15 protein-coding genes are annotated in these 19,969 nt (G+C 34.2%); 9 read left to right on the forward strand and 6 right to left on the reverse strand.

Annotated features, from left to right (window positions below; all coding sequences use genetic code 11):
- Nucleotides 1-15: 15 nt before the first annotated feature.
- From AAFP94_RS06645 to AAFP94_RS06680, 8 genes are all read left to right on the forward strand, one after another.
- Nucleotides 16-951, forward strand: coding sequence for a hypothetical protein (locus AAFP94_RS06645; RefSeq protein WP_316661752.1), 936 nt, complete (start codon nucleotides 16-18; stop codon nucleotides 949-951).
- 298 nt (nucleotides 952-1,249) lie between these two features.
- Nucleotides 1,250-3,334, forward strand: coding sequence for a BspA family leucine-rich repeat surface protein (locus tag AAFP94_RS06650; RefSeq protein ID WP_316661753.1), 2,085 nt, complete (start codon nucleotides 1,250-1,252; stop codon nucleotides 3,332-3,334).
- A gap of 312 nt (nucleotides 3,335-3,646) precedes the next feature.
- A complete protein-coding gene (locus AAFP94_RS06655) occupies nucleotides 3,647-4,801 on the forward strand; it encodes a glycoside hydrolase family 130 protein (protein WP_316661754.1) in 1,155 nt (384 codons plus the stop codon).
- Nucleotides 4,802-4,893: 92 nt separating this feature from the next.
- Nucleotides 4,894-5,355, forward strand: a complete 462-nt coding sequence (mscL, locus tag AAFP94_RS06660; RefSeq protein ID WP_316661755.1) for a large conductance mechanosensitive channel protein MscL — start codon at nucleotides 4,894-4,896, stop codon at nucleotides 5,353-5,355.
- A gap of 173 nt (nucleotides 5,356-5,528) precedes the next feature.
- The gene (locus AAFP94_RS06665; protein ID WP_316661756.1) at nucleotides 5,529-6,050 is read left to right on the forward strand and encodes a hypothetical protein; all 522 of its coding nucleotides are present in this window, start codon (nucleotides 5,529-5,531) and stop codon (nucleotides 6,048-6,050) included.
- Nucleotides 6,051-6,243: 193 nt separating this feature from the next.
- Nucleotides 6,244-6,813 (forward strand): VanZ family protein, encoded by a 570-nt coding sequence (locus AAFP94_RS06670; RefSeq protein ID WP_316661757.1) that lies wholly within the window; start codon nucleotides 6,244-6,246, stop codon nucleotides 6,811-6,813.
- Between the two features lie 195 nt (nucleotides 6,814-7,008).
- Complete coding sequence (locus tag AAFP94_RS06675; protein WP_316661758.1) at nucleotides 7,009-8,442, forward strand: YfcC family protein; 1,434 nt, start codon at nucleotides 7,009-7,011, stop codon at nucleotides 8,440-8,442.
- 210 nt (nucleotides 8,443-8,652) lie between these two features.
- Entirely contained in the window at nucleotides 8,653-10,287 is a 1,635-nt protein-coding gene (locus AAFP94_RS06680; RefSeq protein WP_316661759.1) for a M1 family metallopeptidase, read from the forward strand.
- A gap of 60 nt (nucleotides 10,288-10,347) precedes the next feature.
- Here the strand turns inward: AAFP94_RS06680 and azu are convergent, their stop codons facing one another.
- From azu to ilvD, 6 genes are all read right to left on the reverse strand, one after another.
- Complete coding sequence (gene azu, locus AAFP94_RS06685; RefSeq protein WP_316661760.1) at nucleotides 10,348-10,860, reverse strand: azurin; 513 nt, start codon at nucleotides 10,858-10,860, stop codon at nucleotides 10,348-10,350.
- 42 nt (nucleotides 10,861-10,902) lie between these two features.
- The gene (locus tag AAFP94_RS06690; RefSeq protein WP_316661761.1) at nucleotides 10,903-12,498 is read right to left on the reverse strand and encodes an NADP-dependent glyceraldehyde-3-phosphate dehydrogenase; all 1,596 of its coding nucleotides are present in this window, start codon (nucleotides 12,496-12,498) and stop codon (nucleotides 10,903-10,905) included.
- Between the two features lie 26 nt (nucleotides 12,499-12,524).
- A complete protein-coding gene (gene ilvC, locus AAFP94_RS06695) occupies nucleotides 12,525-14,021 on the reverse strand; it encodes a ketol-acid reductoisomerase (RefSeq protein ID WP_316661762.1) in 1,497 nt (498 codons plus the stop codon).
- 13 nt (nucleotides 14,022-14,034) lie between these two features.
- Nucleotides 14,035-14,565 (reverse strand): acetolactate synthase small subunit, encoded by a 531-nt coding sequence (ilvN, locus tag AAFP94_RS06700; protein ID WP_316661763.1) that lies wholly within the window; start codon nucleotides 14,563-14,565, stop codon nucleotides 14,035-14,037.
- 1 nt (nucleotide 14,566) lies between these two features.
- Nucleotides 14,567-16,303 carry a biosynthetic-type acetolactate synthase large subunit gene (ilvB, locus tag AAFP94_RS06705; protein ID WP_316661764.1) on the reverse strand — a complete coding sequence of 579 codons (1,737 nt, stop codon included), beginning with the start codon at nucleotides 16,301-16,303 and terminating at the stop codon, nucleotides 14,567-14,569.
- Between the two features lie 65 nt (nucleotides 16,304-16,368).
- Entirely contained in the window at nucleotides 16,369-18,045 is a 1,677-nt protein-coding gene (ilvD, locus tag AAFP94_RS06710) for a dihydroxy-acid dehydratase (RefSeq protein ID WP_316661765.1), read from the reverse strand.
- A 406-nt stretch (nucleotides 18,046-18,451) separates the two neighbouring features.
- Here ilvD and metK point away from each other — a divergent pair, with 406 nt between their 5' ends.
- Nucleotides 18,452-19,705 (forward strand): methionine adenosyltransferase, encoded by a 1,254-nt coding sequence (gene metK / locus AAFP94_RS06715; protein WP_316661766.1) that lies wholly within the window; start codon nucleotides 18,452-18,454, stop codon nucleotides 19,703-19,705.
- The last annotated feature ends 264 nt before the right edge of the window (nucleotides 19,706-19,969 follow it).

Consider the following 19,969-nt stretch of genomic DNA (forward strand, 5'->3'; position numbering starts at 1 on the left):
GCATTAAAATACGATATGAATAAAATAACCATCTCTTTAATAATTGTCTTAATAACATCGAGCGTTGCCATCGGCCAAGAGTATGGCTGCTTTGATTTCACCTGGGAGGGAGACTCTATATCAGGGCGATATCATCCCAAACTGTCCATTAATGTTGCTGTCAGCCTTGATGACTTACCACATGAATTTACCATGCAGTTGGATCTTGGTGCGGTAAGAACCAATTTATATGGCAATTCTTTCCAGCCCTACATGGAAGAATACCCCTCATTGAAAGAGAAGATTGACTCAAGCAAGACTTTCTTTATTCAGAATCAGAAAAACCCCATGTTTGTAGATATGTCACTCAGTATGGGAGACCAAAAGTTTGACCACATAGACATTGGACTTTTTAAAGGGTTTGGAGCTCCGATTTCTGCTGATTCCTTAAAAACAAAGTCGGTTAAACACATCGGTACGATAGCTCCAGATATTTTTCAGGATAAGATACTAGTGATTGACTATCCAAACAATCGTATTTGCTTTGCTGATGAGTTACCAAAGGAATTTAAAGATTTAAACTTTCAGGACTTAGTCTTGGAGGGTGGCCGGGTCATGATCCCTTTTGAAATAAACGATCGAAAAGAGATGCTTATGTTCGATACGGGATCGAGCATGTTTTCACTTTTGACAACTAAGAATAACTCTGTGCTGGTAACAGATGGAAAAGTAGTTGATTCACTAAGCGTAAATAGTTGGGGAACAGAGATTCCCGTTTATGGCAGTAACTTAACAGCCGATGTGAAACTTGGAGGTAAATCACTTCCACCCGCACTGGTATATTATGTAGATAATCCTCAATTCGATGCTGGTTTTAAAGAGATTGGTATTTGGGGTATAACGGGGAACGCCTATTTCTTGAACAGTACGGTTATCATTGATTATAGAAGTCAAAAAATTGCAATAAAATAACGCTACAGAACAAAGTATATAGCGCATTGAAACGCGCCATATAGGTAACCGTTGTGCTTCATTATGACCAACCAATAACCAATTTTTAACAAAACCAGAATGTTGGTTACTAAAACCGCTTATAAATAAAAAACGTAGCAGAGAGAATTGAAATAGAAATCATTATGAAGACAGAAAACTCTAATGAAGTAAAAAAGACTATCTTTAAGGAAATTAATCAGCCGTTTTAGAGCCCTGTATTTTCGCTATTACAAAAAGAAGGTATATTGTTTAAAACAATAATGTAATTATACCTTCTATGAAAGTAAAACTATTTCTGTTTACTGTATCTTTTTGTATTACAGCCATTTCTTATTCCCAAAATGAATTTATAACAACATGGAAAACAGACAATCCAGGAACCTCAAACGCAACCTCAATTACAATACCCACTACCGGTATTGGCTATAATTATAATATAGATTGGGACAATGATGGCACTTTTGACGATTTTGGTGTCACAGGTGATATTACTCACGATTTCAGTTCAGCAGGGACCTATACAATTAGAATTCAAGGTGATTTTCCACGAATTTTCTTTAACTCATCTGGAGACAAAGATAAGCTACTCACCATCGAACAATGGGGAAATATAAGCTGGAGTTCAATGAACCTCGCTTTTTCGGGATGTTCAAATATGGTGATAAATGCTACTGATGCTCCAAATCTTGCACTGGTATCTGATATGAGTTTTATGTTTTATAATGCAACAGCATTGAATCAAGACATAGGATCTTGGGATGTTTCGAGTGTCACCGATATGCGATACATGTTTTATTCTGCAGCGGCTTTTAACCAGGATATTGGAAGCTGGAATACTTCAAGTGTTACTAACATGGAAGGTGTCTTTAATCTAGCAACCTCCTTTAATCAGGATATTGGAGGCTGGAATGTATCAAGTGTTACGAGCATACATCAGATGTTTCGAGACGCATCTGCATTCAATCAAAATCTGTCAGCTTGGGATGTTGGAAATGTAGCATTGATCAGCTCGGTGTTTTGGGGAGCCACATCTTTCAATCAAGACATAACAAGTTGGGATGTGAGTAGTGCAACTGATATGTCTCGTATGTTCCAATCAGCAACAGTTTTCAACCAGAACATTGGATTATGGAATGTATCTAATGTCTCGAACATGAGTTACATGTTTTCAGGAGCTTCTTCATTCAATCAAAACATTGGTTCATGGATCATGTCCAATGTCACGGATATGAGCTTTATGTTTCAAGCAGCTAGCATGTTCAATCAAGACATAGGATCATGGGATGTTTCTAGCGTTTTGAATTTATCCAATACGTTTGCACAATCGAGTTCCTTTAACCAGGATATTGGCCTTTGGAATGTCTCAAGTGTAACCGACATGAGCTTTTTGTTTCATTTGGCTACAAGCTTTAACCAAAATATTGGCTCATGGGACGTTTCAAGTGTTACGAATTTAAGTTGGGCTTTTCAAAATGCGTCATCCTTCAATCAGGACATAGGATTATGGAATGTTTCTAGCGTCACCAATATAAGTTTAACTTTTCATAGTGCTACCTCATTTAATCAGGATATATCATCATGGGATGTCTCCAGTGTCACGACGTTACAAAGCACTTTTCAAAATGCGACTTCCTTTGATCAGGCTATCGGAACCTGGGATGTTTCCAGTGTTGTTACACTAGGGGGAACGTTTGGAGGTGCATCCTCTTTTAACCAAAATCTGGGAACGTGGGATGTGTCAAACGTGACCGATATGAATGGGGTGTTCAACGGAGCTAACTTGTTCAATCAAGATATTGGAGCCTGGAACGTTTCGAATGTTACGGCAATGAGCGGCATGTTTGTGAATGCAACCGCATTTGATCAGGATTTAGGATCATGGGATGTGTCGAACGTTACAAATTTGGCAGGCATGTTTTCATCATCCGATCTTTCAAGAGCAAATTATGATGCCACACTTATAGGTTGGGAGAGTTTACCTTCATTGCAATCAGGTGTTCCGCTCGGCGCACTAGGTGTAAATTTTTGTAATGCTGCCACTGCTCATGCAAACCTGATTGCCAATTATGGCTGGACAATAACAGATGCTGGCTTGGATTGCGCAGGCTTAAGTATTGAGAGTTTTGATGCCAATACGATTTCATTATACCCAAATCCTAGTTCTGGTAAAGTGTTTTTAAAATACGATTCTGGTGAAAATTTAAGAGTATTTAATGTATTAGGTCAAGAAATATATAAAACTCAATTAAATACAAATTTAACTAGTCAAGAATTCAATTTTTCTAAATTTAATTCTGGTATTTATTCAATAAAAATCAGTAATGGTAATAAAGTAGTTATAAAGCAATTAGTAATAAAATAACGTAAGCACAAGAACGTGTATAATTATTGCTACGCATTAACTTCAATTAAAATTCATAATTTTAAACAAACTAATTAGTTTTCATCGGAATCATCCTGCGGACGTTTCCACACAAACCATACACGAACACGTTGTCGAAAATAAGGATACGAACAACAGGCATAGTTCATCGAATCTGCTTCTAAAATTTAAACTCTTTGATTCTATAAATATTTTCCTCCATCTCCTCTTTTAAAACACTCAATTTAAAATCACTATCTTAGAGCTAAATCAATCCATGTGATAAAACATACTATACTCAGCAATCATAATATGACTAAATCCTTTTATTTAATTATCCTATTAGCAATTTTGTTTTGTGGATGTAAAAAGGAACCCTTAAAGACTGGAGGATCACAACATGATCTCAATCATTGGGCCTTTACGAGTTTTTCGAAAGTCGATAGCATTAACCCCATTTTAAGACCAACAGGAAACCTAAATTTTGAATGCCCTTTAACAAAAAAACAAAGAAATTGGGAAGAAAGAAATGTACTAAACCCTTCCGCAATTGTAAAAGGTGATGAAATTTACTTGTTCTATAGAGCACAAGATTCAAACGGAACATCTCGAATTGGCCTTGCAATAAGTTCTGATGGACTTCATTTTACAAAACAAGAAAAACCTGTATTCTATCCTGATAATGATTTCATGAAAGAGTATGAATGGAATTATAAGAAGATGGGTAATGATGCAAAATTGGAAGATTGTCTAAACTGTTATTTTGATGGAATTGAAGATCCAAGAATTGTTGAAAGTAAGAATGGGCTTTACATTATGACATATACTGCATATGATGGAAAAACAGCTCGACTAGCTATTGCATCGTCTAATGATTTGATTTCCTGGACTAAGCATGGTCTTGTTCTAAAAGAGTATAAAGATCATTGGTCAAAATCAGGAGCTATTGTTGTAGAATTAGAAGGAAACAAAAATATTGCTAAAAAAATTGATGGAAAATATTGGATGTATTTTGGAGATACAAATTTATTCTTGGCCACCTCAAAAGACTTGATAAATTGGGAAGTATGTAAAAATGAGGAAAATAATAGGATGATATCTGTATTGCATCCTCGGAAGGGCTATTTTGATAGTAGATTGGTCGAACCCGGCCCTTTTGCCATATTCAGGGAACAAGGAATTTTATTAATATACAATGGAAGTAATGCAGCTAGTTTTAATGACTCCAATTTACCTAAATTCACATATGCAGCTGGGCAAGCGCTTTTTGATAAGAAAAAACCATATAAGTTAATCGACAGAACAGAAAATTATTTTATTTATCCTGATAAAGATTATGAGAAAGTTGGTGAAGTAAATGAAGTTTGTTTTGTAGAAGGTTTAGTGAAGTTTAAAAATAAATGGTTTCTTTATTATGGGACAGCAGACTCAAAAATAGCCGTAGCAATTCACCAAATAGAAAAATAAGTCAAAACTCCCGACAACAATGGCTATAGAAAAAGCCTCTTAAGGTCGGCCTTCACATAGCCTAAACCGTTGTGGTGCATTAAAAAAAAAGAATGAAATTTAAACTATTTAAAGAATTTAAGGAATTCGCTGTAAAAGGCAATATGATTGACATCGCAATAGGTGTCATTATTGGTACAGCTTTTAATAAAGTAGTCGAGGTCCTTGTAACTGAAATATTTCTTCCACCATTATCTTTTATGACAGATGGAGTTAATTGGGAAAACAAAAGATGGATTCTTCGAGAAGCAGTAACTGAAAGTGGAATTACCAAACCAGAAGAAATTGCTATTGGATATGGCAAGCTAATTGAAGCTGGTGTAGATTTTTTAATTATTGGATTTACCGTTTTTTTGGTTGTCAAATTTATGAATACGATTAGAAAAAAATCAGAAGACCCAACTAATACGTCTGAAGTAACTCCAAAGAACATCGAATTACTCAATGAAATGGTAAATAGAATGGATGAGCAAATAAGATTGTTAGAACAAATGGTGAAGTCTAAAGAAAAGTAAATTCAATTTATAGAAAAACGCACCTTAACAACGTGTATAATTCATTACTAGCACTTGACTACTTACGAATATCCTCGCAGATTTTATATTCGGTTTTAATTAGCTAACTTTAGTGCTTAAACCACGCAACTAATCTTTCACAAACACATGGTAGCTCAATTAAATTAAAAACAATGAAATTATTTTATTTAATACTAATCTGCATCTTTCCAATAATTAGCAGTGCTCAAAGCTCAGATGTAAAAGAAAAGATAGAAAATTCAAATATTTACAGTGAAGATGCCTTAAAAGAAATTAAATTCTCTATTGACAAAATAGAAAGCTGTGAAAACAGTCGTTCAGTTGACTTCGTTCAAAGCTGCAGAAGAGATGTTTCAAATTCTTTAGATTTGGCTAAAAACAAAATCAACCATGCAAAAAATGAGGCTAATTCCATCAAAGAAAAGGCTACAGAAATTAGTTGTTCAGAATTAGAAGAACAAGCAGATAAAGCGAAAGCTTATTTTCACGATGCTGAATCAAAAATATCTGATGCTTTGGGTGAATTGTACAAGGTGAAATATGCGAAAAATTTATCTAAATTAAACCTTCACCTGTCAATCGCAAATGATAATATCAATCAGGCTTCGATAAGAATAAATTATGCCGTTAATGAAATGCAAAATACGCTTGTTACTCATGAAAATTGTGATTAAAAAATTTTAGTACATAAAAAAATACGCTGTACAACGTGCATAAATCATTGCTAGTTCTCGCCTACTTTCGAAAATCCTCGCGGATTTTCAATTCAGTTTGTATTTTCTGATTTAGTTTCTTAACCATACACAAACATGCTGTATATCATTGAAAAAGAATAAACTACCCTAATATGTCATCCTTGCATTATAAATGAAAAAAAAGGAAATTTTCACATCTAAAAGGGAACGGACATTATGGTTTTGGGCCTTATTGGTTTTTATAGCTATCTATGCTACTTTGTTTTTAGGCGGTCAACTCCTGGTTTTTATAGTTGAACGTCGATTAATAGAACAAAGCACTTTTTATTTATTTCTTGTATTGATTTTAGCATTCATATTCAGTGGATTTAAAAGTTCTGATAAGAGATTAGAATATTGGATTTATGCCGGAGTGATAACTGTATACGGAATGGCATTGTTAAGAATGAATCTCACAACTACTGATCGCACTCATATGTTTGAATATGGATTACTTTCAATATTAATTTATGAAGCATTAATTGAAAGGAAGCTCAATGGAGAGTATGTAAAATTTCCAGTTTTAACCGCTGCTATGGTAGCTGGAACTATTGGATTACTGGACGAATGTATTCATCATATTATCTCGTATCGCGTTTTTGATATTGTTGATATTGGTTTCAATTATTTGGCGTCTGCATTTGGAGTATTAATAAGTTTCGGAGTCAGTAAATTGCAACGCATTTTCACAAAACAAGAGTAAATAATTGTTTAAAAACTTCACACAACCTGTTTAATTAATTCCTTCTAAATCTTATTATCAGAAATTCCTCACATTTTTACTATCTTTCGTTCTTAATCTGAAAATTCTCGTGCCTGCCTGTCGGCAAACAGGGATTTTCATATATCGAAATCATACACAAACCAGTAGTCTTTCACTATAACCAACCTTTAACCAATGAAAAACTTTAAAATTCCTCATGTCTTTATTTTCCTATTTTGGATAATTATAATTTGTTCTATACTTTCTTATTTCATACCTAGTGGAAGTTTTGAACGTACAACAAGAGACTATGGTAGTATGACACAGACCGTGGTTGTACCAAATAGCTATAAGGAGATTCCCAAACACTATTCATTAAAGGCTGCCATCATTGGTGAAAATGTTGATGAAATGTCTTCACCAGTTTCCGCACTTGGTGTGTTGAGCGCAATACCAAAAGGTCTAGGAGATTCCGCGATACTTGTATTTTACGTTTTTATTATAGGAGCTGTTTTTACACTAGTTCAATATACAGGTGCTATCAATGCTTTTCTATTTATGCTTATTGCAAAGTTCCAAAATAAACCAAAACAACTTCTTTTTTTAATCTACATGACCATTTTTTCAGGTTCCTCTTTTATGGGAATAGGCTCTGAAACAATAGCTCTTATTCCAGTGTTCCTATTCTTATCCAAACAGTTAGGATACGATAGAATATTTGGTCTAGCGTTATTAGGTATACCTGTTTATTTGGGTTGGAGTACAGGTGTAACCAATCCATTTACAGTACAAATCGCCCAGATTATTGCTGAACTACCAATTGGTTCAGGTATCGGTTTTCGCCTTATTCTTTACGTAGCCTATGCGGCTGTTGGGTTTTATTTTCTAATGGGTTATGGTAATAGAATAAAGAAAAACCCTTCACGTAGTTTGATGAAAAATGACAAATTTAATTTAGATGAATTTGGATCATTTAAGCAAAGTGAATTAGAAAAAAAGCATGTCATTATTCTTTTGTTTTTTGTAGTGTCATATTCAGCCATATTAATTGCTGTTCAAACAATTGGCTGGGGATTGATTGAAATGAGTGCATGTTTTATTGGTATTATTATAGTAGTAACAAAGATTTCAGGTATGACTGGTGATGAATCAATGTCAGCTTTCACAAAAGGATTACAAATTATGATTGTTCCCGCGTTGGTTGTAGGTGTCGCACGAGGAATCTCTGTAGTACTTCAAGAAGGAATGATTATAGACACCATGCTTCATCATTCGAGTATTGCTCTAATGTCAATGCCTAAAATAGCTGCAGCCGAAGGTATGTTATTTTTTCAAACGACACTGAATTTTTTCATTCCATCTGCTTCTGGTCAAGCTTTGGTCTCTATGCCATTAATGACACCAATGTCAGATATTTTAGGGATATCTCGCCAAACTGCAGTTCTCGCATACATATTAGGTGATGGAATTTCAAACCTCATTATACCAACAAATGGTGTTTTGATGGCTATGCTAGGTTTGGCTAAAGTATCTTTTGAAAAGTGGTTTAAGTTTGTGTTGCCATTGTTCCTTTTAAGTATGATTTTAGCCTTTGGATTTATAGCTTTGGCCATTGTAATTGGTTATTAATAAGTTCCTTTTGGTTTAATATTCTAATTAAGTGAATTGTAAACTTTAGACAGATATAATTAATAATTAGGTTGTCACCTGCTGTGAAAAAACGAATAGTAATAGATTTAGCTCGTTTTCTTTTACTAATTTACACCCTAGCTACGCAACTAATCATATATGAGAATATGTTGTGATGTATTCAATTAATATCCTATAAAACTAATAAGCATGAGAGTTTTTATTATTACAGTTGTATTTGTTATGATGGGAATTGTATGCAATGCACAAAATTTCACAAGACAAGATTCCTTAAGAGGTTCTATCACGCCCGAAAGATCTTGGTGGGATTTATCCTATTATCATCTGGATATAGTAGTTGATATTGAAAACCAAACCATAAAGGGATCGAATACAATTAGATACAAAGTGTTACAACCAAATCAGCGTATTCAGATTGATCTTCAGCCACCAATGAACATTTCTAAAGTTTTTGAAGATGGAAAAGAATTAAACTATACACGAGATGGGAACGCCTACTTTATTGAATTAAAAAAAGTGCAAGTCCCCGAAGCCCATAACGAAATCATAGTCGTGTATAATGGAAAACCAAGAATTGCTCCACGTCCACCTTGGGATTCAGGTCTAGTTTGGAAAAAAGATAGTCTTGGTAAACCCTTTGCTTCTAGCATAAGTTGGGGAGCAGGTTCAAGTCAATGGTGGCCTTGTAAAGATCATATGTATGATGAGGTTGATAGTCTTAAATTTAGCATTAATGTTCAAAAGGATTTAGTTGCAGTTGCCAATGGGAGATTGATCAATATTGAAACAAAGAAAAACGACACAAAAACCTATCACTGGGTTGTAGCAAATCCAATTAATAATTACGGAGTAAACTTTAACATAGGAAATTATGCACACTTTTCTGAAGTGTACCATGGTGAATTGGGTCCTTTAGATTGTGATTATTTCGTCTTGCAACAAAATCTATCAAAGGCAAAGGAACATTTTAAACAAGTTCCAATGATGCTAGAAGCTTTCGAATATTGGTTCGGTCCCTATCCATTTTATGAAGACAGTTATAAACTTGTAGAGACTCCTTATCTGGGTATGGAACATCAAAGTGCCACAGCTTATGGAAATGGTTATCAAAATGGTTATTTAGGGAATGATGGGTCACAATCTGGTTGGGGAAATAAATTTGATCATCTCATTATTCATGAATCCGGCCATGAATGGTTTGCTTGTAATATTACATTCAAGGATATTGCTGATATTTGGATTCATGAGTCTTTTACCACATATTCTGAAGGACTTTATGTTGAATATCACTACGGAAAAAAGGCCGGTAATGACTATCAAATTGGAATCAGGAAAGGTATAAATAATGACAAGCCAATGATTGGTCGTTATGATGTTAATGATTTGGATTATTCAGGAGATAATTACCCCAAAGGTGCTGCAATTATACACATGTTAAGGCAAATTATAGATGATGATGAGAAATGGAGACAGATTTTAAGAGGTTTAAACAAAGTGTTTTATCATCAAACTGTATCCACACAGCAAGTGGAAGATTACATAACGGAGAAATGTGGTCTAAATCTTGATCATTTTTGGAATCAATATCTACGAACGAACCAAATACCACAGTTCGAATATTATTTCGCTAAAGGGAAATTGTCATACCGTTGGTCAAATGCAATCGAAAAATTTGACATGCCACTGAAAGTATTCATAAATGGTAAAGAGCAATGGCTATATCCTAAAACGAATTGGCAAGAAAAAGATATTAATTCAGAGGAAATAAATCTAATCGTTGATCGCAATTTTTATGTGCCTTCTTTTTATAGCAATTCAAGGTAAATAATTAATTTACACAAATCATTTCTGTTTTTAACACACTTAATGTATCTCATTAATCATTTATTCCACAATAAATTTACCTTGCATCATTGCATAATGCCCAGGAAAACTACATATAAATGTATACTCTCCTGCTTCTGGTGCATCGAACTCTATGCTTGTTGTTTGACCTCCGCCAATTAAATCTGTATGGGCAATAATATCATCTGAATCTTTTGGGATATATTGATTATCACTAGCTGTAGATGCTGATGCAGCAAATGTCGTAACGTTAACATCTTGTTTTAAAATTACAACATTATGACCCATAACTTTAATATCTAATTTCCCAATATGCCTTAAGGTCAACTTTACTTTTTGTCCTGATTTTACAATGATTTCTTTTTTATCAAACTTCATTAAATCGTCACCACTAATGACAACATTGGCAATATTTTCATCTACTTTTTTTTGAGTCTCTGCTGGTGAATTAATTTTTATTTCTTGAGATTCTTCTTTTTTCTTTTCGCTGCCACAACTTAAAAAAATTGCTGTTGTAAAAAAGAGTGTTAAAATAGAGTTGGATAATTTCATAATAATAGTTTTATGTTAACTAATTTAAATAAAAAGTCTAAATTAAAGTATATAATCTGTACTTATAAAATTTGATGCTTTGGTATTTAGCAGGTCTTTTAAAATTGCTTTGTTATAGTCATTATCTTTTGAAGCCAGAAAAGTTCTGATTGAAAAAGCACGTAATGCGTCATGAACACTTAATGTTGAAACTGCTGAATCTTTTCTTCCCGTAAACGGATACACATCAGGTCCGCGCTGACAAGAACTGTTAAGATTTACTCTACAAACCAAATTAACCAATGTATCTATTAGAGGTGCTAAAGTTCTTACATCTTTTCCAAATAAGCTTACTTGTTGACCGTAATTAGATTCTGCCATATCATCTAAAGGTTCATCAATATGTGAAAATGATACAATAGGAATCACAGGTCCAAATTGTTCTTCTTCAAACACTCGCATATCTTTTGTTACTGGGTACAATACCGCAGGGAAAATAAAATTATTGGTGGTTTCACCGCCTTTTTGGTTTAAAATAGAAGCTCCCTTTTCAATAGCATCATCAATAAGTTCTTGAATATATTCTGGTTTATCTTTTTCAGGCAGAGGTGTTAATTGCGCTCCAGAATCCCATGGATTTCCAAATTTTAATGCATCTACTTGTTCAGAAAAACGTTTGTTAAACTCATCTACAATAGATTCATGAACATATAAGATTTTTAAAGCTGTACAACGTTGACCATTAAAAGAAAGCGTGCCTGAAATACATTCCTTAACAGTTAAATCTAAATCCGCATCAGGTAAAATAATTGCTGGGTTTTTGGCCTCAAGGCCCAAAACCAAACGCAATCTGTTTTGTTTTGGATGTTGCTCTTGTAGGGCATTTGCAGATTTACTATTTCCAATTAAGGCCAATACATCTATTTTGCCAGATTGCATAATTGGTGTGGCTAAAACTCTTCCTCTACCGAAAACCACGTTAACCACACCTTTCGGGAAACTGTTTTGAAAAGCTTCTAACAATGGTCCAATTAATAAAACACCGTGTTTTGCAGGTTTAAAAATCACAGTATTACCCATTATCAATGCTGGAATAAGCAAAGTGAATGTTTCGTTAAGTGGATAATTATATGGACCTAAACACAATACAACACCAAGTGGACCTCTTCTTATATGAGCATGAACACCATCGTTTTTTTCAAATTTAGCAGAATCTCTGTCTAATTGTTTATAATCTTCGATAGTATCGTAAATATAATCTACTGTTCTGTCGAATTCTTTTTGAGAATCTGGTAGATTTTTACCTATTTCCCACATCAATAATTTAACCACTTCATCTCGCTTGGTTTTCATTTGTGATACAAACTTTTCCATGCAAGCTATTCTATCTACAACCTTCATAGTTGGCCATAAGCCTTGTCCTTTATCATATGCAAGACAGGCAGAATCCAGAGCTTCTAATGCTTCTTTTTCGGTTAAATCAGGTACGCTGCCTAATAATGTCGGTTTGTAATCTTCGGTTGAAGAAATTGTAGAATAGACATTAGCAAATTGGCCATCCCAAGATTTAAGTTCTCCAGAAACCAAATAATTCTCTTGTTTTAATGGTGATGTGATTTTAAATTCTTCAGGAATTTCTAACATTGTTGAGGTTATCATTTTTCTGGATTAATTGTTTTTTTAACTTATGTTAAAACTGCTTCTCTAGCTTCTGTTTTAATTACTTTCATAGCTGTCATTGCAGAACGTAAACGTTTACCAATAGCTTCTATTGGATGATTTCTAATACCATCGTTTACTTTGATTAGCTCAACATTATCTACCGCGTTTGATTTTGAATAAGCCTTACCAATTACATCTGTTTTTACAGATTTCATAAAATCTACCAGTAATGGTTTTGCAGCGTGATCAAACAAATAACAACCATATTCTGCTGTGTCAGAAATTACACGATTCATTTCATATAACTTCTTGCGCGCAATGGTATTTGCAATTAATGGTAATTCATGTAAAGATTCGTAATACGCAGAATCTTCTATAATACCAGCACTTACCATAGTATCATAAGCTAACTCAACACCTGCTTTTACAAATGCTACCATGAGTGTACCATGATCAAAATATTCTTGTTCAGAAATATGATCTGATGTTAATGGTGTCATTTCAAAATTCGTTTCACCAGTAGCGGCTCTCCATTTAAGCAGATTTACATCATCATTTGCCCAATCTTCCATCATGGTTTGTGAGAAATGCCCAGAAATAATATCGTCCATGTGTTTACCAAATAATGGTGTTAAAATTTCTTTCAATTCTTCAGACAATTTGTAAGCCTTAATTTTTGCAGGATTAGACAATCTATCCATCATATTGGTTATTCCTCCATGTTTTAAAGCTTCGGTAATCGTTTCCCAACCATATTGAATAAGTTTAGCAGCATAATTGGCATCTACACCTTCTTCAACCATTTTATCGAAACATAAAATAGACCCTGTTTGTAACACTCCACATAGAATGGTTTGCTCGCCCATTAAATCACTTTTTACTTCGGCTACAAAAGAAGACTCCAATACACCTGCTCTATCACCACCTGTCCCTACTGCATAAGCTTTTGCTTGCGACAATCCTTTTCCTTCAGGATCATTTTCTGGATGAACGGCAATAAGGGTTGGAACACCAAAACCACGTTTGTATTCCTCACGAACTTCTGTTCCTGGACATTTAGGTGCTACCATAATAACTGTTATGTCTTTTCTTATTTTCATGCCTTCTTCTACAATATTAAAGCCATGAGAATACGATAATGTCGCACCTTGCTTCATTAAAGGCATTACAGCACTTACAGCACTTGTATGTTGCTTATCTGGTGTAAGGTTCAAAACTAAATCTGCCGTAGGTATTAACTCATCATACGTTCCAACAGTAAATCCGTTCTCTGTTGCCTGTTTATAAGACTGACGTTTTTCTGCAATGGCTTGCTCGCGCAATGCATAAGAAATATCCAATCCTGAATCTCTCATGTTTAATCCTTGGTTAAGTCCTTGTGCGCCACAACCAACGATGACAATTTTCTTTCCTAATAATGCGTTTACACCATCTTCAAACTCTGAAGCATCCATAAATCGGCATTTTCCTAACTGTTCTAATTGTTTTCTTAATGAAAGTGTGTTAAAATAATTTGACATTTTTTTGTTTTTTTTAATGGTTAAATGCTGCAAGCATTAATGATATTTTCATTTCGTCTTTGGTCACTGCAATACGCCCTGAACGCGTAAATTGCATGATACCAAAAACACTTAAATCTTTGTATAACTGATCTATTTCATTTCTTCTTCCTGATTTCTCGAGGACAAAAAATTCTTTGTTAACAGTTACAATATTAGAGTTACTATCTTTAATAATATTTTGTATCTGACGTTCTTCAAACAACAAATCAGACTTAATTTTAAACAAGCATGATTCTTGATAGATAGTGTCTTCATCTCTATGATAAAAGGCTTTTATAACTTCCACTTGTTTTTCAATCTGACCAACAATTTTTTTGATTTGATCTTCAGTCATAATCACCAAAATTGTAAAACGAGAAACACCATCTATTTCTGATGCCGAAGTATTCAAGCTTTCAATGTTGATATGCCTTCTTTGAAATATTGCCGAAATACGATTAAGCAACCCTATGTTATTTTCGGTATATATTGATACGGTATAATGATTTTTGAAATTGTCCATATTAACTTAATCTTATATCTGAAACTGATGCTCCTGAAGGAATCATCGGAAATACATTATCTTCTTTTTCTACACAAACTTCCAAAAAGTATGCTGAATCACTTGCAATCATTTCGGCTACAGCATCTGCTAAATCTTCTCGTTTTGTTACTTTTTTGGCTTCTATATAATATCCTTTTGCAATTTGAACAAAATCTGGATTTATCAATTCGGTAGAAGCATAGCGCTTATCAAAAAACAACTGTTGCCATTGGCGAACCATACCTAGAAAATCATTATTTAGCACCACAATTTTAACAGGTACTTTAGTTTGAAAAATTGTACCTAGTTCCTGAATGGTCATCTGGTAACCACCGTCGCCAATAACAGCTACAACTTCACGTTCTGGAGCTGCCATTTTTGCACCAATTGCTGCTGGTAAAGCAAAACCCATGGTACCCAAACCTCCAGAGGTTATATTACTTTTTGTTTTATTAAACTCTGCATACCTGCAAGCTATCATTTGGTGTTGACCTACATCACTAACAATCGCAGCTTCACCTTTCGTTTGTTGGTTAATTTCGTTTAAAACTTCTCCCATCGTTAAGCCATCCTTTGTTGGGTGCAAATCATTTTTAATGACTTTTTCAAACTCAATTTCATATAATTTCTTAAACTCATTATGCCAATTCGAATGAGAATTTTTATTCAACAAAGGAAGGAGTTCTGCTAAACTTTCTTTGGCATTGCCTAAAACAGCAACATCTGTTTTGACATTTTTGTCAACCTCTGCAGGATCAATTTCAAAATGAATAATCTTCGCCTGTTTGGCATATGTTTCCAAATTCCCTGTAACCCTATCGTCAAAGCGCATTCCAATTGCAATTAAAACATCACATGAATTAGTTAGGATATTTGGCGCATAATTGCCATGCATACCAACCATCCCTACATTTAATGGATGACTGGAAGGTATAGCTGAAGCTCCTAATATTGTCCAGGCGGAAGGTATTCCAGTTTTTTCAATAACAGCTTTAAACTCTTCTTCTGCTTCACCAAGAATAACACCTTGACCCCAAACCACCATTGGTTTTTTTGCATTATTGATTAGCTCTGCTGCAGCCTTTAACTCTTTTGAGTTTATTTTAGGAACAGGAATATAACTTCTTACTGCTTGGCATTTTTCATATTTAAAATCGAATTCCTCAAACTGTGCGTCTTTAGTTATATCAATTAATACAGGTCCTGGTCTTCCACTTTTGGCAATATAAAATGCCTTTGCCATAACTTCAGGTATTTCTGAAGCTTTAGTTATTTGATGATTCCATTTGGTTACTGGTGTAGAAATTCCAATAATATCTGTTTCTTGAAAGGCATCACTACCTAATAAGTGCGAAGCAACTTGACCAGTGATACATACCATTGGTGTAGAATCTATTTGAGCATCTGCTATTCCAGTAATAAGGTTTGTAGCACCAGGTCCAGAAGTAGCCATGGCTACTCCAACTTTACCAGAGATTCTTGCATAACCTTGAGCAGCATGAGTAGCTCCTTGTTCATGCCGTGTTAATACATGGTGTAATTTATCTTGGTATTTATACAATTCATCATATACTGGCATAATGGCTCCACCCGGATAACCATATAGAATATCGACGCCTTCTTCAAGAAGACATCTTACTATAGCTTCGCAGCCGGTCATGCGTTCTGCTGTTTGAGAATTTGTGTCTTTTTTTAATAATGTTTGAGTTTCTTTCATCTCATATATTTATTGAGATCCTTCGACAAGTTCAGGATGACATTTTTATATTAATTATATTTTACCTAGAATTCATCAGTTACACATCCTTTGGATGCAGATGAAACCGTTTTTGCATATTTATAAAGTACTCCTCTTTCAAATTTCAATTTAGGAGCAGTCCAATTTTGTCTTCGTTTTTGTAATTCTTCTTCAGAAACCTCTAAAGAAATACTATTTGTTTCTGCATCTATTGTAATTATATCGCCATCTTTAACAAAGGCAATGGTACCTCCTTCTTGAGCTTCTGGAGTAATATGACCAACTACAAAGCCGTGTGTGCCACCAGAAAATCGCCCATCAGTAATTAAGGCCACATCTTTACCTAAACCAGCTCCCATAATTGCTGCTGTAGGTTTCAACATTTCTGGCATACCAGGACCTCCTTTTGGTCCTTCATAACGAATAACCACCACATCACCTTTTTCTACTTTACCATCACGTATACCGTCGTTAGCTGCATATTCTCCTTCAAATACTTTTGCTTTTCCTTTAAAACATAAACCTTCTTTACCTGTGATTTTAGCAACACTGCCTTCTGAAGCTAAATTTCCGTATAACATACGTAAATGTCCTGTTGCTTTTATAGGTTTTTCTATTGGTTTTATAACATCTTGTCCTTCAGCCAAATCATCAACATCTAATAAATTTTCTGCCAGTGTTTTCCCTGTAACGGTTAAGCAATCACCATGCAATAATCCTTTTTTCAAAAGATATTTTAATACCGCAGGAACACCGCCAATAGCATGTACATCTTCCATAAGATATTTTCCACTAGGTTTTAAATCGGCAAGAAAAGGTGTATTATCACTTATATTTTGAAAATCTTTAAGCGTAAAATCTATTTGAGCTGCTCTTGCAATTGCTAAAAAATGTAATACAGCATTGGTTGAACCACCAAGAATGGTCACTAGACGAATGGCATTTTCTAATGATTTTCTTGTAATAATATCTGAAGGTTTAATGTCTTTTTCAAGCAGTAATCGCATTGCTTCACCTGCTTTTATAGACTCTTCTTTTTTAGAATCACTTAATGCAGGATTTGAAGAATTATAAGGTAATGCCATGCCTAATGCCTCTATTGCCGAAGCCATAGTATTAGCAGTGTACATGCCGCCACAAGCTCCTTGACCTGGAATTGATTTTCTGATGACACTTTTATACTCTGCCTCTTCCATAGTTCCTGCTACCTTACTTCCCCAAGCTTCAAAAGAAGAAACAATATCTAATTTTTTACCAGCATGACAACCAGAATCTGTTGTACCACCATAAACCAAAATAGCTGGTCTATTTAAACGAATCATAGCCATTAAAGCACCAGGCATATTTTTATCACAACCAACTACCGTTATTAATCCATCATAACTCATAGCTTGAACTACGGTTTCCATAGAATCAGCGATAATATCTCTAGAAGGTAACGAATAACGCATACCTGGCGTACCCATGGAAATACCATCACTTACACCGATTGTATTAAAAATCAAACCGACTAAATCTTCATTTTTTGTGCCTTGTTTTGCCAATTTCGCCAAATCATTTAAATGCATGTTGCACGGATTACCTTCATAACCAGTACTTGCAATACCTACTAGAGGTTTAAAAAAATCTTCGTCAGAAAAACCAATTGCATATAACATGGCCTGTGCGGCTGGTTGAGTTGGATCTTGAGTAACTGTTTTACTGTATTTATTAAGCTTCATTTATTTTATGACAATATTATAGTATCGAAATTACTTTATTGAGTTTTTTTAATGTAAGCTTATTCTTTAATGGGTTTAAATCCATTTACGTTTCAATTAAGTTAAACAATTGATTATAAATATTTTAACCTTTATTTTTTATGATGTTCAATACTTTAAATTTGTTAATTAAACAGAACAAATTCCTATTAAAGAAGAACATTAATTGCTTTTTTGTTTTATTCCTTATTATACAGTTATAAAAAAAGTGAAATTGGTTTACTTTCTATATTATTTTTTTACTTTTGCCAAACAAATAATAAGAGGACAGATTTGACTGATTGCAACCTCATTAAAATAATGCTAAAGACAGTGTGAACTATCTTAAGAGTGCGTCGTCAAATCTTCAAAATAAAAATTAAGTTATATGGCGTATTTATTCACTTCAGAAAGTGTTTCTGAAGGGCACCCAGACAAAGTAGCAGATCAGATTAGTGATGCTTTGATTGACAATTTTTTGGCTTTTGATAAAGACTCCAAAGTGGCTTGTGAAACTCTGGTCACAACTGGTCAAGTTATTCTTGCTGGTGAAGTAAAATCAAACACCTATTTGGATGTTCAGCAAATAGCAAGAGACACTATAAATAAGATTGGTTATACCAAAGGTGAATATATGTTTGACGGTAATTCTTGTGGTGTGCTTTCGGCAATCCATGAACAATCTGAAGACATTAATCGTGGTGTGGATAGAGCTACAAAAGAAGAACAAGGTGCTGGAGACCAAGGAATGATGTTCGGGTATGCTACAAACGAAACCGAAAATTTTATGCCTTTAGCTTTAGAGCTATCGCATAGAATTTTAAAAGAACTCTCTACTTTAAGGAGAGAAAGTAAAGATATTACCTATTTAAGACCTGATGCCAAAGCCCAAGTTACTATTGAATATAGTGATGATAATGTACCTCAACGTATAGACTCTATAGTTGTATCTACACAGCATGATGAATTTGACAATGATGATGTTATGCTAGCAAAAATTAGAAAAGATATTATTGAAATTCTGATACCTCGTGTGGTAAGTAAATTACCTAAAGTTATTCAAACCTTATTTAATAATCAGATAAAATACCATATTAACCCAACTGGCAAGTTTGTAATAGGTGGACCACATGGTGATTCTGGTTTAACAGGAAGAAAAATAATAGTGGATACTTATGGAGGAAAAGGTGCCCATGGTGGCGGTGCTTTTTCTGGAAAAGACCCAAGTAAGGTTGATAGAAGTGCGGCTTATGCTACGCGCCATATTGCCAAAAATTTGGTAGCAGCTGGTGTTTGTGACGAAGTTTTAGTACAAGTAAGTTATGCCATTGGTGTAGTTGAGCCTATGGGAATTTTTATTGATACTTATGGTACTTGCCCATTTAATATGACAGATGGTGAAATTGCCAAAATAGTTACAAAGCTGTTTGATATGCGTCCAGCAGCCATTGAAGATCGTTTAAAACTACGTCAACCTATTTATAGCGAAACTGCAGCCTATGGACACATGGGTCGTGAAAATAAAATAGTCACCAAAACGTTTACACAGCCTACCGGAGAAAGTGTTACAGTTGATGTTGAACTTTTTACTTGGGAAAAACTAGATTACGTAGATAAAGTAAAAGAAGCTTTCGGATTGTAAACTAAAACACCCAATATAATATTATAAAAGCCTCGTAGATACTATGAGGCTTTTTTGAATTTCTTATTTTTTTTAGCAAAAAGAAATGTCAAACATTATTTAACGACTAAAATAACTAAACAATTAATACAAATTAATATTAAAGTATTGGTGAAATCAATAAAGATTGATGTCTGTAAAGATTCTAATCGACTAAAATGATGGCTAACATGACAGACTTCTGTTATCTTACTTTATTAGATGAGACAATTAATAAATTTGAAA

It is taken from the genome of Gilvirhabdus luticola (assembly GCF_040117515.1).
In the GTDB taxonomy this organism is placed as follows: domain Bacteria; phylum Bacteroidota; class Bacteroidia; order Flavobacteriales; family Flavobacteriaceae; genus Gilvirhabdus; species Gilvirhabdus luticola.